We start from the raw sequence: 14823 nt of genomic DNA, 5'->3' as shown, positions 1-14823 counted from the left end.
TCATGATTATTCCTCCCCCAGGCTGCGTACCGTGATCGGCAGCAAGCCGGCTTCGATCTGTCCCCGGTGCGGCTCGTACCAGTCCGGCAGCATCAGCTTGGCGCCGAGCTGGTCCTCCGCCTCGTCCACTGCGAATCCCGGCGGATCGGTTGCGATCTCGAACAGGATGCCGCCTCTTTCCCTGAAGTACACCGCGTTGAAATACTGGCGGTCGATGACCGGCGTCGGCTGGAAGCCTCCGGCCGCAGCAGCCACTCTCCACTGCTCGTGCTCAGCGAAGTCCTTCGCGCGCCAGGCGATATGATGCACCGTTCCCGCGCCGCCGCTGCCATATTCGACATCCTCGAGCGGCACGTCGACGACGTTGCCGAGCTCGCCTTCGCCGATGAAGCGGGCGAAGCCGTCCGACTCTCCGGCAGCCTTGAGGCCAAGCGTGTCGGTCAGAGCCCGGCGCGTCGCGGCCGAATTCGTGCTGTACAGGAGCGCTCCGCCAAAGCCCTTTACGGCTTTGTCCGACGGCACGCCGCCAAAGCTCCAGCTGTTTTCGGGTCCTTGCTCGCGCTCGGCGATTTCCAGCAGCATGCCTTCGCGGTCCGCGAATTGCAGCAGCTCTTCTCCGAAGCGGACGGCCTTCGCCGTCTCGACGCCGAAGCGGGCCAGCCGCTCTTCCCAGAACGCCATCGAGCCGGGAGGCACCGCCAAAGTCGTGATGCCGACCTGGCCGCCGCCGACGCGGCCTTTGCGCGAGCCCGGGTGAGGGAAGAAGGTCAGGATCGTGCCGGGGCTGCCATGCTCGTCGCCGAAGTAGAGGTGGTACACTTCAGGAGCGTCGAAGTTGATCGTTTTTTTGACCATGCGAAGGCCGAGCACGCCGGCGTAGAAGTCCACGATCCCTTGCGGATCGGTAGCGAAAGCGGTGATATGGTGGATGCCCTTGGTTGCGAGTGTCATCGTAAATTCCTCCCTATTATCTTAAAGTTAAAGTGTTTGACGTGCGAAGGCTGTTTATTCAAAGTTAAAGGCAATTGTGCCGGAGGGCGGCGGGATTCTATCCCTTCTCCGCCCCGCGCCCGAGCTTCTTCAGCAGCGATGCCGCCAGCTCCTTCTCCTCCGGATCGAGTCCGGCCGTCAGCGAGTGGATCAGTGAAGCATGCTGAGGAAAAATGGAATCGAACAGCCGCCGTCCCTGCTCGGTCAGCTCGGCGAACGTCACTCTTCGGTCATCCTCGCATGGGATGCGCTTCAGCAGCTCCTTCTTTTCCAGCTTGTCGATGTTGTAGGTCACGCTGCCGCTCGTCACGAGAATCTTCTCCCCGATCTGCTGCAGCGGCACCCGGCCCTTCGTGTACAACACTTCCAGCACGGTGAATTCGGATGGAGACAAGCCGTATTTCTTCATATCCTTGATCGCCAGATCCATGATCGTCCGGTAGGCCTTGGACAGGACGACGAACAGCTTGAGCGATGATGCCTGATCATCTGGTTTCCTCGTCGCTTCCGTCATTGGTCATCGCCCTCCCGAATATCTTAAATTTAATTATCTTAAATTAAAGATAAATGATTTTGCGTCCGTTGTCAACACGTTCAGCGGACTTCTTTTGTACAATGGCTGCTGCAACACAGCCGGGATTGGCTTTCAGCAATTGTGGCGACTCCGATCGCCGACACGTATCGATGTGCCATGCACCTCGCGCGGGTTCCGGGCTTGCTTCAGACTGTCTGCCAACCCGCAATTGAATATGGAACCGCTGCTTTTATATGCCGAAACCCGCATGCTCCGCTCGCTACTTGATGCAGGCTCGTTATTCGGGCTCAAAGGCTGTTCCGCCATTATTTATACCGATCTACTTTGAGGAAGGGATACGATGAAACGATCAACGGGCAGTAGTTATCGGACATAGGATCCGTTATTTAGTCTAAAAAGCGTTTCCCCGTCATTTATCGGACATTAGATCCGTTATTCTCGGTTTTTTATCGGGATAGCGGCAGCTGAGAGGAGAATAGCGGATCGTATGTCCGATAGCAAAGAAAATAGCCGATTTCCAATGAAATAACGGATCGTATGTCCGAAAGCAAGCTTTAGAGCTGGTTTTTGATGCCAAGACGCCGCGTATCCCCGATAACATTAATTACCGATTACCGATTATCGAGTACCCATTTCCGAGAATCCAAAATCGAGAATCGAGTACCGAAGGCAGACCGAGCATAATAACCGGAACGCCTACGAATTCTGGGGACGAGTGACTTCCTCCTATAACAAGGCGTTCCAACAAAAATGGAACCGCGACGGAAGATGGCACAGTTCCGTGTTTGTTTTCGAAGCCTGAAACCCGATCAGCGCTGCCTCCCGGAATCAGCCGCAGGCGGCGTCACGGCCCGGTTCTAATGTCTAGCTGCTTAACACGCGCTTGCCGAACAGGAACCGCCCTTTCCAGTATTCGTTGAAGTCGCTCACAACGACGCCCGGATCCCCGTACGTTTGAACGATCTTGTCATTGCCTGCATAGATGCCGACATGCCCGACCACCTTGTTGCTGTCGTAGCGACCAGGCGTATAAAAGAACATCAGGTCTCCAGGCTGAAGCTCGGACTCGCTGACGGTCCGCCCCACTTGGGATTGTTCCCGCGATGTGCGGGGCAGCTTGACGCCGAACTTGTCATAGACGTATTGGGTAAAGGAAGAGCAGTCGAACTTCTTCGTAGAAGTATAGCTGCCAGCACCAAAATCATACGGAGTACCGAGAAAACGCTTGGCCAGCTGCAGCAGCTCCTGCGCGCTTCCCGTGGAAAACGGCTGCATCGTGCCGCCGCTGCGCAGGCCGGTCGGATCCGTCATCTGCATCGTGATGCCTCTTTGAGTATTGGCTTGCGGAGAATCGCGAAGCGGCGAGACGGTCAGTTCTCTCGTCTTGGCGTTCCAGCGGACCGGCGTCTCGAGCAGCGTTGTCAGCGAATCCGATGAAATGCAGGGCTGGCCGCCGATGGAACGCGGGGCATCCGGCAAATCGACCGTCCGGCTGCCGGATACTGCGTTGACGTCGCCCATCCGAATCTTGTAGGCCGCGTCCGTATCTCCGATCGCATAACCGTCGCGCATGGAATGCACCTTCATATTGACTGCGCGTGCGGCATGCTCCAGCGGAATCCATACCTTGCCGTCCGCTTCCGTCATCGGAACTTGATAGGCGCTTTGCTTGCCGACCTTGATCGTACCGGCGCCCATCTTCTGCTGCATATTCTGCATGCGCATGTTCAAATCGTTGTAAGGCCTCTCTCCAGCCGTGCCGCAGCCTCCTGCCAAGCTGGCCGCCGCAGCCAACACGAATGCCGGCTTCAAGCTGTTCCGCAGCCATTTTCTTTGTGCCATATTGTCCACTCCCTATGCTCTGGAATGCAACTGCAGCTCTGACCGCCGATGCAGCCGCAGCTCTGATCGCCGATCCGGTCGCAACGCTGCAGCTCCGATCTGTTCTTAGAGTGGATTCGGAAGTTGGAATTATACGCGGAGGGATGGAATTTTTATGAAATAGAGGTATGCTAAAATAGATTTTTAAAACATAGTTTCATTAATTGAAACTAAAATTCTCTAATCAAGCTGGAACCCCGCTTTCTCATTCATTTCAATTCGCACCATTCACGTGTTAAGGAGGCCAACCTTTCATGGGGTACTCATTTCACGGCATTGATCATGTGCAGCTGGCCGCTCCAGCCGGCAGAGAAGCCGAAGCACGCGCCTTTTTCGGGGATGTGCTGGGCTGGCCCGAGCTGCCCAAGCCCGCTGCCCTGCAGAGCCGAGGCGGCGTCTGGCTCCAATGCGGACCGCATCAGGTCCATTTCGGCGTGCAAAAGGATTTCGTTCCTGCCGCGAAAGCCCATCCCGCCTTCGGCGTGAACGGGCTGGATGCCTTGCGGCTTCGGTTGGTGGCAAGCGGAATCGCCGTCCAAGAGGACGAGACGCGTGCCGAAGAAGGAATCGCACGCTTTTATTGCAGCGATCCCTTCGGCAATAGGCTGGAGTTCATGGAAAGGCTCTGATCACCTTTGCCATCTCCCGGCTGGAGTTCATGCCAAGGCTCTGATCGCCTTGGCCATCTCCCGAGGACGGCTCGTGCTTCAAGCTGGAAGGAACGGAGCAAGATTCGGGCTTGCTTGATATATTAGGAGCCTGGAAACCGTCCTATCTACTAAGAACTTCATTTAGGATCGAGGTGAAAGGCTCCTGGGACTGCTGCTTCTCCTTTGTGTTATGGGAACGGCATCATGCACCGTCGCCGCGGCCAAGCTGCTCGGAAACATTCCTAGAATACCCAAAGCGGCTTCGATCGGCTTATCCATCGTGCTGTCAGGCGTCTTCGTCTGCAGCTGGCTTGCCAACTTCCTCCGCTCGTTTACGCCCATGCCTTAAAACGGCCGCAATCCGCCATTCTCAAGCGAGGACGGACCTTTTGCCTGTCCGTCCTCCAATCACATCCAGCCCGCCCAATGAAAAAGCCGCCTCCCCCATCCTTGATGGAGAAGGCGGCTTGCTTCGCTTTCGAAGCCTACGAAGTCGGAAGATCCGATATGCCTGTATTGGCTTTGACCAGCACCTCGTCGTACTTGGCTGCATTCGTTTTGGACGAGAGGAACGTTCCGAGGAACGCGCCGATGAAGCCGAGCGGAATGGAGATGATGCCCGGGTTCGTCAGGTCGATGAGCGGCGTGCCGACGAGAATGGCTTTGCCTGCGACAGGGTTCCAGACATTCGGACTGATCATGACCAGGAACAAGGCCGAGATGAGGCCGGTCAGCATGCCTGTGATGGCGCCGGACGTATTGAATCTCTTCCAGAATACCGTGAACAGGATGACGGGAAGATTCGCGCTTGCCGCGACGGCGAAGGCCAGCGAGACGAGGAAGGCGACATTCAGCTTCTGGGCAAAAAGAGCCAGGATGATGGAGATGACGGCGACGCCGACGGAGGCAAGCTTCGCCATGCGCACCTGATCCTTTTCCTTGGCCTGCCCTTTGCGCAGGATATGGTTGTAGAAGTCATGGGAGAAGGCCGATGCGGCCGACAGGACCAGCCCAGCCACAACCGCTAGAATAGTGGCGAATGCGACAGCGGAAATGAAGGCGAACAGGAACTCTCCTCCAAGCGCCTTGGCCAGCAGCGGCGCGGCCATGTTGCCGGCGGCGTTGGCCTTCACGATGGTCTCCTCGCCGACGAAGGCAGCGGCTCCGAAGCCGAGGAACAGCGTCATGATGTAGAAGATGCCGATGATCCACGTCGCCGTCACGACGGACTTGCGCGCGGTCGGGGCGTCCTTGACCGTGAAGAAGCGGATCAGGATATGCGGCAGGCCGGCTGTGCCGAGCACGAGCGCCAGGTTGAGCGAGATCGTGTCGAGGCCGTTCTTGAATTTGTTGCCGGGATTCAGGAACGCTTCCTTCAGGCCCGTAGCGCTCTTCATCTCCGTGAACATATGGCCGATGTTGAAGTCGAATTTGGCGAATACGATCAGGGAGATGATCAGCGTTCCTGCCATGAGCAGAACGCATTTGATGATCTGCACCCAGCTCGTGGCGGTCATGCCGCCGAAGACGACGTATACCGTCATCAGCACGCCGACGATCAGGACCGAGGTGGTGTAATCCAGGCTCGGAATCAGCAGGGCGATCAGGCCGCCTGCGCCTACGAGCTGGGCGATCATGTAGAAGATCGAGATGACGATGGAGTTCAGCGCCGCCACGCCGCGGATCTGCGGCTGATTGAAGCGCGCGGCGATCATGTCGGCCATCGTATAACGGCCTAGGTTGCGCAAAGGCTCCGCGACGAGATAGAGCACGACCAGATAGGCGACAAGGAAGCCGATGCTGTAGAAGAAGCCGTCGAAGCCGAACAGCGCGATCATGCCGGCGATGCCGAGGAAGGAAGCGGCCGACATGTAGTCGCCGGCGATGGCCAGTCCGTTCTGCCAGCCGGTCAAGCCGCCGCCGGCAGTGTAGAATTCGCTCGCGGTCTTGGATTTTTTGGATGCGTAATAAGTGATGACCAGGGTGCCGAGCACAATGAGCAGGAAAAGCAGAAACGCCGTGTTCATGAAGTTTTCCGCCCTTTCTCATGGGCTGGGCCGCTGCGCGCGACCTCGGCCTTGATACCTTCGACCATCTCGTCGAACTTGGCCGCCTTGCGGCTGTAGACGGTGCAGAGCGTCCAGGTCATGATGAACTGCGCCGTGCCGAGCAGCCATGCCCAGGAGACCGGTCCGAGCGCGGGCTCGTTGAGCACCTTGGAGTAGGAGGTCAGGATGGGCAGGGTAAAGTAGAAAGCGAGGAAAAAGAGGGTCATCGGGAGCAGGAATTGCTTTTTCTTCCGCAACAAGGCACGAAACGAATCCGAACGGGCTACGTCGCTGTAGGTCAGCGGAGCTTTGGCCACTTGGCATCCTCCTCTAATGAAAACGCTTTATTTTCTACTATACACGCCAAGTCTCCGCCTCCGGAACGTTTGCGTCGCGAAATGTTGATTCCGCTTCCTGAATGGAGGAAATGCGGTTGCGAACGGTCGGAAGCCGCAGTCAGCGATGGGCAGCCGCAGTCCCGCTCGGGCAGCCTGGACCGACGAACCTTCATTAAATCGAACAAAAAGAAAAAGCTCTGCTTCCGATGTGGAAGCAGAGCACAGGCCTTGCTGGAATGGAAGTCCCCTTCCCGTCATCGCCCGGCCCGTTCCAGGCCGAATGCTCAGACGCGCTCATCCGCCTTCCTCCAGCAGCCGCAGCATTTCCTTGGCGGCGGAACGGGACACCGGGATGCGGATTTCCTCCGCATGCTTGAGCACCGCGTTGTAGGCTCCGTTGAACCAAGGCTGGATTTCCCGGATGTAATCCAGGTTGACGAGGTAGCTCCGGTGCGGCCGAAAATAACCCGCGCCTAGGCGCTCCTCCAGCTCCTGCAGCGTCTGGCGCGCCGTATATTCGTTTCCGTCGGCCATCCGGATCCGGGTCAGCTTCTCTTCCTTGACGGCGAACAGCAGGGAGCGGCCGTCGAGCACGACCATCTTCCCCCCATCCTCGATCAGCAGACGGATCCGCCGCGCGGCAGCAGGACCAGCGGAAACCGGAAGCGGCAGAGACGTTGCTGCAGACGGTGTCCCGGCAGCATTTCCTGCCCCTGCCTGCCCGGTCTCCGCTCCGGCGGGACCGGAGGCCGGGCCTGTTCCGCCACGCCTGACGTCCGCTCCCGCCGCAGGAAAGGCGGCAGCAGCCGCGGCCAGCTTGCTTCCCGCTTCCGCAGCGGGAACGGCTGCATGTCCCGCTTCCGCTAAGGATGCGCCGCCCTCTCCCCCTCCCGCCGGCTGCTCGAGCAAGCCATTCTGCTTGCGCTCGCGCAGCCGCCGCAGCGCCTGCCGAAGCCTCTCCTCATCGTAGGGCTTCAACAAATAATCCACCGCCTCCACTCCGAACGCATCGACCGCATAGTGGTCGTATGCCGTCGTGAAGACGAAAAGCGGCGGATTGCCCGCCTCCATCAGGGCGCGAGCCGCCTGCAGACCGGTCATTTCCGGCATCTCCACATCGAGGAAGACGGCATCCGGCCGCCGGGCAAGGACGGCCTCCATCGCTTCCTTGCCGCTGCAGGCCGGCTCCAGCAGCTCCAGATCAGGCTCCTTGGACAACATATAGACAAGCTCCTCGCGGGCCAGCCTCTCATCCTCGGCGATCAGCACGGTCAGCTTCATCCGATTCTCCTCTCCAGCGGCAACCGGAAGGCCACCCGGCATCCGCCCGCAGGCAAATTCTCATAGACAAGGGCGGATTCGGCTCCGAACAGCCGGATCAGCCTCTGATTCACGTTGTAGACGCCAAGGCCGTTGCCCCTCGGATCGGCGGTCTGCAAAGGGGCCGCGCCGAGCTTGGACAGCGCCGTCCCGTCGATGCCGCTGCCGTTGTCCTCCACGGCAATGGACAGGCAGCCCGGCTCCCGCCGAAGCGTCACCTTGACGATTCCGCCGCTTCTGACGCTGCGCAATCCGTGCTGGATGCTGTTCTCCACGAGCGGCTGCAGCGTCGAAGGCGGAATCTGGATTCCGGCCTCATCCGGGCAGGCGTCGCATTCCAGCCTCATCTGGTCCCCGAATCGAACCCGCAATATATTGAGGTAGATTCCAAGCTGCTCAAGCTCCTGCTCCAGCGGAATCAGCGGCGATTGTGCCGTCCGCAGGCTCGCTCTCATGAATTGGGCCAGCTGGTAGGTGAGCCCCTTGGCCGCTTCCGGCTGCGTGCGGATGAGCGTGACGATCGAATTCAGCGTGTTGAAGAGGAAATGGGGATGGATCTGCGCCTGCAGAGCACGCAGCTCCGCTTCCTTCGTCAGCACCTCCAGCTCTGCCGCCCGCGCCAGCGTCAGCTGGCTTGAGATCAGCCGGCTGAGTCCCGCGGCGAACTCCTCCTCCACCCTGCGGATGAGACGACGGTTGCGGTAATACAGCTGCAGCATGCCGACCGTCCGCCCCGACTGCTGATAAGGGATCAGGATGACGGCGCCAGGCTCGCGGGCAGCGCGAAGCTTCAATCCGTCCTTGCGGCGGGAGCCCGGAATGACCGCTCTCCCTCGCTTCGATGCCATCGCCTGCAAGGTGGATTCGTCCTCCTCCTGACGCAGCTCGGCGACGACCGTGCCCCCTGTGCGGATGGCCTGCACGCATAACGGCGAGCCGGTCGGATGCAGCGGTTCGAACCTGCGGGAGCCGGAACCGGTGTAAGCAAGAATCGAAGCCGTATCCGCCACGGCGACGGCATCGGCCGGCAGCGCCAGCGCAAGCACGCGGGCAGCGGCAGACGCCCTCTCCACCGTGAGCTCCTGCTCCAGATGAGGCAGCACCGTTCCCGCCACGGCGAGCGCGCGCTGCGTCTCCAGCGCGCCTGACCGCTCCTGCTCCTTCAGCGCGACTTGGATCATCGCGACGAAGAGGGCGATGCCAAGGCTGCTGGACAGCACCATCGGCATGCCGATGCTGTTGACGAGAGCGATCGCCTCGGGCGAGGAGGTCGTATAGATGAGGATGACGCCCATCTGCAGGATGGGTGCGAATACGCCGATGAAAAAGGCTTTTATCGGAGCGATGATCCTCTCTTCGTAGAAGAAACGGGCGACAAGCCCCGCCAGCAGGCCGATCAGCGGCGTGGAGACCAGGTAAGCGCCGCCAGCCAGCCCTCCGAGTGCCGCAGCATGCAGCCCGGCGATCAGCCCCGCTCCGGCGCCGACGTATGCGCCGCCGAGCAGGCCGGCCAGCACGACGCCGATCAGAGCCGAGTGGGCCAGCAGCTGGCCGGGCTCAAGCCGGCTGATCCAGAAGGCGGCCTGCATGCCATCGGTTCCGGCGACAACGCCGGAGTACGTGCCGGCAATGCCGATAAGTCCGAACATCAGCGTGAACAGCAGGCCTGTCCGGATCGTCACCGCGCGATCCAGCAGCATGCGGAAGAGCGGAAGCCGAGTCATGATGAACATCACAATCAGCAGCATGCCCATCCGCTCGATGAGCACCCGGGTATAGGGCTCCATGGCTCCACTCCTTCGCTCCGGCAAATTTGACAGCGCTATCAAAGCTAAAATTGGGAGTTGAGTCCATTTTATCCCGCCCCGCAATCATTTGCCTAGTTATTTTGTGCATGGAGGTTGACGAAGACAAGGAGTGGAATCCTATCTATAGCAATCCGTGAGAAACCGGAACGAAGCCGTTCAGGTACACTGTATTCATGAGCAAAATATCCAGCACGAGAGAGGATGAGCGGAATGGCCAAGCTGTACCCTTACCTGCATTCAGAGGACGCAAGAGCGCAGGCGGAATTCTATACGGAGGCTCTTGGAGGCGAAATCCTGTCCGTCATGACTTACGGCGAAATGCCGGGGGCAAAGGACGACGACAGCCTCAAGGACAAGGTTCTCCATCTGGCGCTCGTCGCCGCAGGCGTGACGATCTTCATATCGGACTCGTTCCGTCCCGTCCATCCCGGCACCAATCTCAATCTGTCGCTTGAATTCGCCGACGAGGAAGAGGCGCGCGAAGCCTTCGCCAAGCTGGCGGAAGGCGGAACGATCGGCCATGCGCTGGAACCGGCATTCTGGGGAACGCTCTTCGGGCAGGTGACGGACAAATACGGCGTTCTCTGGATGATTACGACCGAAGCCCCTCCTGCGGGCTGATTCATACGGAGCTTATCCAAAAAAGCCCGGGATTCCCGGGCTTTTTCCGCTTGTTTCGGCCTTTTGATCCTATGGATCGCTTGCGCGGCTGCCTATGATGCTGGCAAGTCAGCTTTCCTGCCCGCCGCCCGGCATGCCCCGCTTCATGCTTCCGGCCAGCTCCGCCCGCACCCGCTTGGGGAACTTGGCCACTACGAGCTGATAGCTCTCCTGGAGCATCTGCCGGACGATATCGCCGGGAACTTGTCCATTCAGCACGACCGTGTTCCAGTGCCGCTTGTTCATATGGTATCCCGGAAGAACCGAATCCGGGTAGCTCTCCCGCTGCAGCCAGGCTTCGTCCGGATCGGCCTTCAGGTTCACGCTCTCCCATTCGGCATGCCGTCCGAAGAGGGCGAACATCTTGTCCTTCACGTACAGCACCTGCATATCAGGGTCGAAAGGGGTTTTCACGCTGGTTCCCGGGTAGCCGAGGCCAAGCTTGATCAGCTTTTCATGGTTCACTGCGCGTTCCTCTCCTGTCCGGTCGTTCTCGCGTTCATTTGTTCATACAGATCGCCCTCGCCGCGGCTGAGCAAGTCTCCCACCGGGTTGACTTCCACTTCGGATCACCCCTTCCTAACCTGGCCTCCTCGCCGGCAGCTCTCGAGCCGGAGCCGTTGGCTGCCATTTGCTTCATTATAAGCGCAGCCATGCTCCGCTCCAATAGCCGCTGGATTTCCCCGGACTGCATGCGGCGTGACATGCCCGCCTGCTGCCGCTGAGCACCGGAATCCCCGGAGTCCCCTTGGCGGAAGCATTGTCCACGGATAGTCTCGGGTAGCCTCGAAACAAAAAAAAGATCCCCGAAGGGATCTGGAGAAATCCTAGTGCATGGAAACCGGCCGAAGCGGCAATCGTCACCTGTTGACCTTTACGGTGATCGTCTCGCTGGAAGCGGCTCCCGCCGCGTTGACGAACTCCGCCCGGTATACATACGTGCCTTTGGCGCGTCCGGAAATGTCCGTGAAGGCGGACTGAGCCGCCGGCGTCGCCGCTTTCAGCGCCTGGGTGTCGATCAGCGTGCCGTTCTCATACAGGCGGTACTCGGCTGCGTTCGTTCCCCACCACATATTGGCGGTAACGCGGTAGGCTCCGTCGCCGTCCCAATTGTCATGGGAAAGCACCGGCTTGCCGGGATTCGCGTCGGTCACCTGGACGGTCAGCGGAGCGCTGCGCGCCGTTCCCTTGGCATTGATCAGCTCGGCAGTGTACACATACGTGCCGTTGGTTTTTCCCGAGATCTCCGCCGCGGACGATTGGGCGGAAGGCGTTGCATCGGTCAGCACGACGGTACGGATCAGCTTGCCGTTTTCGTACAGCTTGTAGATGCTGCCGTTGTTGCCCCACCACATGTTCATCGTGACCTTGTAGCTGCCGTCGCGCAAGCCGTTGACATGCCCGTTGTTGTCGCTGAGCACCGGAGTTCCCGGAGCCCCCTTGGCGGAAGCTGCGCCCTCGGTCACGTTGAAGGCGGTCGTCTGCTCGGCCGTATTGCCGGCGGCGTCCGTCACGATATAACGTACGGAATGCGCGCCGAGGCCCAGATCGGCTGCGAGCAGCTGCGTTCCGCTGGCCAGCGCTTGTCCGTCCAGCAGCAGCTCGGAGGAGACGATGCCGGAGAGGGCATCCGATGCCTGCAGCTCGAACTTCAGCGTATCCGTGAAGGCCGCATCGGCGACAGGACCTCCAGATTGCGTAAGAACGGCGTCCGGAACGGTCTTGTCGATGCGGACCGTCAGCTCCCGGGCCGATTCCCTGTTGCCGGCGGCGTCTATGGAATAATAACGCAGTGTAATCGTGCCTTCGCTCGAAAGCAGGACAGGAGCTCCATAGGCGGTCTCGCCGCCTCCATTGAGGCTGTAGAACGTCTTCAGGCTGCCGGCACGGTCATCCGCCGCTTTGAGAACGACCGTCACGTCTCCCTGATGCCAGCCTGCGGCATTCGGCTCGCCGGAAAGCGAAGCGGTCGTCGCCGGCGCGGCCGTATCGGCCGGAAGGGCGATATCCTGAGCTCCGCGCAGCTTCAGCTGGTAGGTGCCCTTGAACACGGAGGAGATGCCTTGCAGCTGAACCCGGTCGCCGTCATGATACAGGAAGCTGTCCTGGCTGAGGCCGGTGCGGACATCAGCCCGCACGCGTACGGAAGCCCCGTCCTTCACGGCATCGAATTCAAACGAGCCCGTAGGTGCGGCGGCAGCCAGATTGGCGATCGTCGCTTCGCCGATAGAGATCAGCGTTCCCTGGTTGGCTGCCGTCACGGTGTCGGCCGAGGCAGCCGAAGGCAGCTCCTGCGTTCCTGTCTTCACGATGGATTCAGGGTTGGCCAGCTCCAGCTCGCTGTTGTAGACGGCCGTCTCGGCCGTCAGCTCCACGACGTCTCCGGCATGGAAGCCGGGCTCGCTCTGGAACACGTAGATGCCCGCCGTGCCATCCTGCAAATAGAAGGATTCGCCGCCGTAAATGCCCGGCTCGCTGACGATGACGCCTTGAACGGAAACGACACTGCCGGATGGCAGCGTCCTTGCGTCCGACAGCGTTACTTTAGCCGGCTTGGGAGTCGGCGTTGCGGTCGGGGTTGGCGTCTTGGTCGGCGCCGGAGTCGCTGTCGGCGCCGGAGTCGGCGTCGGCAGCGGCTCGGGCTGGACATTCCCGAGCGTGACCGCGACGGTCTTGAGATTGGTGCTGTTCTGGCGCAAGCGCAGATTCGCCGCCCCTGTGGAGCCGGACTTGATGCGGACGCTGAGCACTTTGGTGGCGCTGCCCGCGCTGTCCGCAGTCAGGCTGAACGCGGAGCTGTACGCATACGCGCTCGGCCAGGTGCCGTCATCGTTCTGCACCTGGGCGATCTGCGTGCCGTTGGCCGTCAGATAGATGCCCAGCGAATAACCGCTGAGCGTGCTGCCCGGCGTCAGGCCGCTCGCATTCACGCGGATCTGGAATTCGCTGCCGTTGTTCGGCAGCGTCGCCTGCGAGACGAATTCGTAGCCGACCGTGCCGGGCGCCGGAGTAGGCGCAGGCGTCGCGCTCGGCGTCGGTGTCGGGGATACGGTCGACGTCGGCGTTGGCGTCGGGCTGCTCTTCACTCCGTAGGACCCGGCGCGGAACGTGCTGGAATCATACCATTTGTAGCCGGCGTTCGGAGCTGCCCACGGCTCGGCCTGCGGCTCCGTGGAGGTCGCCGGATTCTCGAAGGCGAGCAGCGGCGTCGGGTTGTCCAGCGTCAGGCCGGATACCTGGGACAAGCTCGTATAGCTTTCGGAAGCGGCAAGCCAGTTCACGAGGTTGACGAGCAGCTTGCCGTCATCCACTTCCTTGAAGCCGTCGTAGGTCGTTTTCTTCGCTCCCGTATCCTCTCTCACATATTTCGGCGTCGCGTCCTCGACCGGCGAGGAGTCGCCGATGAACGCGGCTTTGCCAGCGCCTTTTTTGGAGACCGCCACATAAGGGCCTTCTTCGACGCCTCCGCCGTTGTAGACGCCCTGGTCGACGGCGCTGCTCCATTTGGCGCTCGTTTTGGGCAGATAGACGATGCCTTTGGCTTTCGCCGGGTCGATGATCGCCAGCGTGGAGCCGGCATGCATCGCTACCGAGGACACTCCTTGGGTGATTCCGAGTGCCTGGTCCGGCGCTACGATATTGTTCGCGTTGATGTCTCCGAGAGCGTTGTAGCGGAAGCGCACGCCGAAGTTGTCCGCCAGCCAGTCGGAGCTCTGCACGCCCTGCATCGCTGCGGATGCGGCTTCCTCGGCGCTCATTCCCTTCGCAGGGTTGTCCCACGCTCCGCGGCGGTAGCCGTTGAACGACTCGCTGCCGTCCCAGCGGTTCTTGTTGCGGTCGGCGTTGTAGTGGTCGCCGATGAAGAAGATGCTGCCGCCGTTCTGCACGTACTGGGCCATGGCCGACTGCTCGCTCGTTTTGAACGGAACGTTGGCCTCGGCGGTAACGAAGACATTATAAGGGCTTAAATCCGCCAGGGTGATCGGGGTGGACTTGCGGAGCTCCTGGACATCGAAGCCGGCTGTGGCGAGCGCGTTGCCGAAGTCCGAGAAGCCTCCGTCGATGACCCAGTCCGCCGCGCCGGCCGTCTGGGCATGCGAATTGTCGAACAGCACTTTCTTCCCTGCGTTGCCGTTGACGACCTTGGCCTTGATGAACGGCGCTGGATCGGCGGGCCCCTCGGCATGCGCCTGGCCTCCTCCCCAAGCGGTCAGCTGGGTCGGCGCCAGCACAGCGGCGGCAAGCGCCGCATGCAGCAATCTTTTCTTCCATACCGAATTCGTCCTCATCATGATCCCCTTTCCGGTTAAGCCGGAATATTCTGTTAATCTCCCGGCAGAAATAGAATATATCAGGAAGATGTTTTCGGATAGTCATTTGTCAGGTAAATTTTATTGTTACTTAGATAAATTTCTGTAAACATTTGAATAAGCATCGTTTAGCATGGCTCCTTTTCCGCCTTTATTGCAGACAGCAAAAAAACCGCTCTCCCGAGCGGTTCAGCCATCCAGCGGAGATTATATGACGTAAAAATTAGACTCCGTCTTGTAGATCAGGCCCAATCGTGCGGATCAGACGCCGGCTCCCCTTGCC

The 14823-nt window shown here is 60.0% G+C and carries 11 protein-coding genes; 2 read left to right on the top strand and 9 right to left on the bottom strand.

The features are described from left to right. Positions 1–6: 6 nt before the first annotated feature. From AC06G8_RS03640 to AC06G8_RS03630, 3 genes are all read right to left on the bottom strand, one after another. Positions 7–951, bottom strand: a complete 945-nt coding sequence (locus AC06G8_RS03640) for a VOC family protein (RefSeq protein ID WP_480284395.1) — start codon at positions 949–951, stop codon at positions 7–9. A gap of 97 nt (positions 952–1048) precedes the next feature. After that, positions 1049–1504, bottom strand: coding sequence for a MarR family winged helix-turn-helix transcriptional regulator (locus tag AC06G8_RS03635; RefSeq protein ID WP_480284394.1), 456 nt, complete (start codon positions 1502–1504; stop codon positions 1049–1051). 885 nt (positions 1505–2389) lie between these two features. Continuing rightward, the gene (locus AC06G8_RS03630) at positions 2390–3367 is read right to left on the bottom strand and encodes a C40 family peptidase (protein WP_480284393.1); all 978 of its coding nucleotides are present in this window, start codon (positions 3365–3367) and stop codon (positions 2390–2392) included. Between the two features lie 293 nt (positions 3368–3660). Between AC06G8_RS03630 and AC06G8_RS03625 the strand changes: the two genes are divergently transcribed. Continuing rightward, positions 3661–4035, top strand: a complete 375-nt coding sequence (locus tag AC06G8_RS03625) for a VOC family protein (RefSeq protein WP_480284392.1) — start codon at positions 3661–3663, stop codon at positions 4033–4035. A gap of 506 nt (positions 4036–4541) precedes the next feature. Here the strand turns inward: AC06G8_RS03625 and AC06G8_RS03620 are convergent. The 4 genes from AC06G8_RS03620 to AC06G8_RS03605 form a co-directional block, all read right to left on the bottom strand. Further along, positions 4542–6083 carry a solute symporter family protein gene (locus AC06G8_RS03620; RefSeq protein WP_447662341.1) on the bottom strand — a complete coding sequence of 514 codons (1542 nt, stop codon included), beginning with the start codon at positions 6081–6083 and terminating at the stop codon, positions 4542–4544. Further along, on the bottom strand, positions 6080–6421 hold the full coding sequence (locus AC06G8_RS03615) for a DUF485 domain-containing protein (protein ID WP_480284391.1): 342 nt from the start codon (positions 6419–6421) through the stop codon (positions 6080–6082). Before AC06G8_RS03615 ends, AC06G8_RS03620 begins: the two co-directional genes overlap by 4 nt. A gap of 315 nt (positions 6422–6736) precedes the next feature. After that, on the bottom strand, positions 6737–7723 hold the full coding sequence (locus AC06G8_RS03610) for a LytR/AlgR family response regulator transcription factor (protein WP_480284390.1): 987 nt from the start codon (positions 7721–7723) through the stop codon (positions 6737–6739). After that, positions 7720–9549, bottom strand: coding sequence for a LytS/YhcK type 5TM receptor domain-containing protein (locus tag AC06G8_RS03605; RefSeq protein ID WP_480284389.1), 1830 nt, complete (start codon positions 9547–9549; stop codon positions 7720–7722). The genes AC06G8_RS03610 and AC06G8_RS03605 overlap by 4 nt, the downstream gene beginning before the upstream one ends. A 231-nt stretch (positions 9550–9780) precedes the next feature. Between AC06G8_RS03605 and AC06G8_RS03600 the strand changes: the two genes are divergently transcribed. Continuing rightward, positions 9781–10191, top strand: a complete 411-nt coding sequence (locus AC06G8_RS03600) for a VOC family protein (protein WP_447662337.1) — start codon at positions 9781–9783, stop codon at positions 10189–10191. Between the two features lie 108 nt (positions 10192–10299). Here AC06G8_RS03600 and AC06G8_RS03595 read toward each other — a convergent pair whose 3' ends face one another. Then, positions 10300–10695, bottom strand: a complete 396-nt coding sequence (locus AC06G8_RS03595) for an MmcQ/YjbR family DNA-binding protein (protein WP_447662336.1) — start codon at positions 10693–10695, stop codon at positions 10300–10302. A 395-nt stretch (positions 10696–11090) separates the two neighbouring features. Further along, entirely contained in the window at positions 11091–14519 is a 3429-nt protein-coding gene (locus AC06G8_RS03590) for an OmpL47-type beta-barrel domain-containing protein (RefSeq protein ID WP_480285376.1), read from the bottom strand. Between the last annotated feature and the right edge of the window lie 304 nt (positions 14520–14823).

It is taken from the genome of Paenibacillus sp. SJS-P3 (assembly GCF_056711585.1).
Note: the sequence above shows the minus strand (reverse complement) of the source record. Positions and strands in the feature narration are given on the sequence as shown.

Bases quoted from the DNA above. Each gene is read 5' to 3' on its own strand.
- AC06G8_RS03625 (WP_480284392.1), top strand. From the start codon at position 3,661: ATGGGGTACTCATTTCACGGCATTGATCATGTGCAGCTGGCCGCTCCA.
- AC06G8_RS03600 (WP_447662337.1), top strand. From the start codon at position 9,781: ATGGCCAAGCTGTACCCTTACCTGCATTCAGAGGACGCAAGAGCGCAG.
- AC06G8_RS03630 (WP_480284393.1), bottom strand. From the start codon at position 3,367: ATGGCACAAAGAAAATGGCTGCGGAACAGCTTGAAGCCGGCATTCGTG.
- AC06G8_RS03605 (WP_480284389.1), bottom strand. From the start codon at position 9,549: ATGGAGCCCTATACCCGGGTGCTCATCGAGCGGATGGGCATGCTGCTG.
- AC06G8_RS03590 (WP_480285376.1), bottom strand. From the start codon at position 14,519: ATGAGGACGAATTCGGTATGGAAGAAAAGATTGCTGCATGCGGCGCTT.
- AC06G8_RS03610 (WP_480284390.1), bottom strand. From the start codon at position 7,723: ATGAAGCTGACCGTGCTGATCGCCGAGGATGAGAGGCTGGCCCGCGAG.
- AC06G8_RS03620 (WP_447662341.1), bottom strand. From the start codon at position 6,083: ATGAACACGGCGTTTCTGCTTTTCCTGCTCATTGTGCTCGGCACCCTG.
- AC06G8_RS03635 (WP_480284394.1), bottom strand. From the start codon at position 1,504: ATGACGGAAGCGACGAGGAAACCAGATGATCAGGCATCATCGCTCAAG.
- AC06G8_RS03640 (WP_480284395.1), bottom strand. From the start codon at position 951: ATGACACTCGCAACCAAGGGCATCCACCATATCACCGCTTTCGCTACC.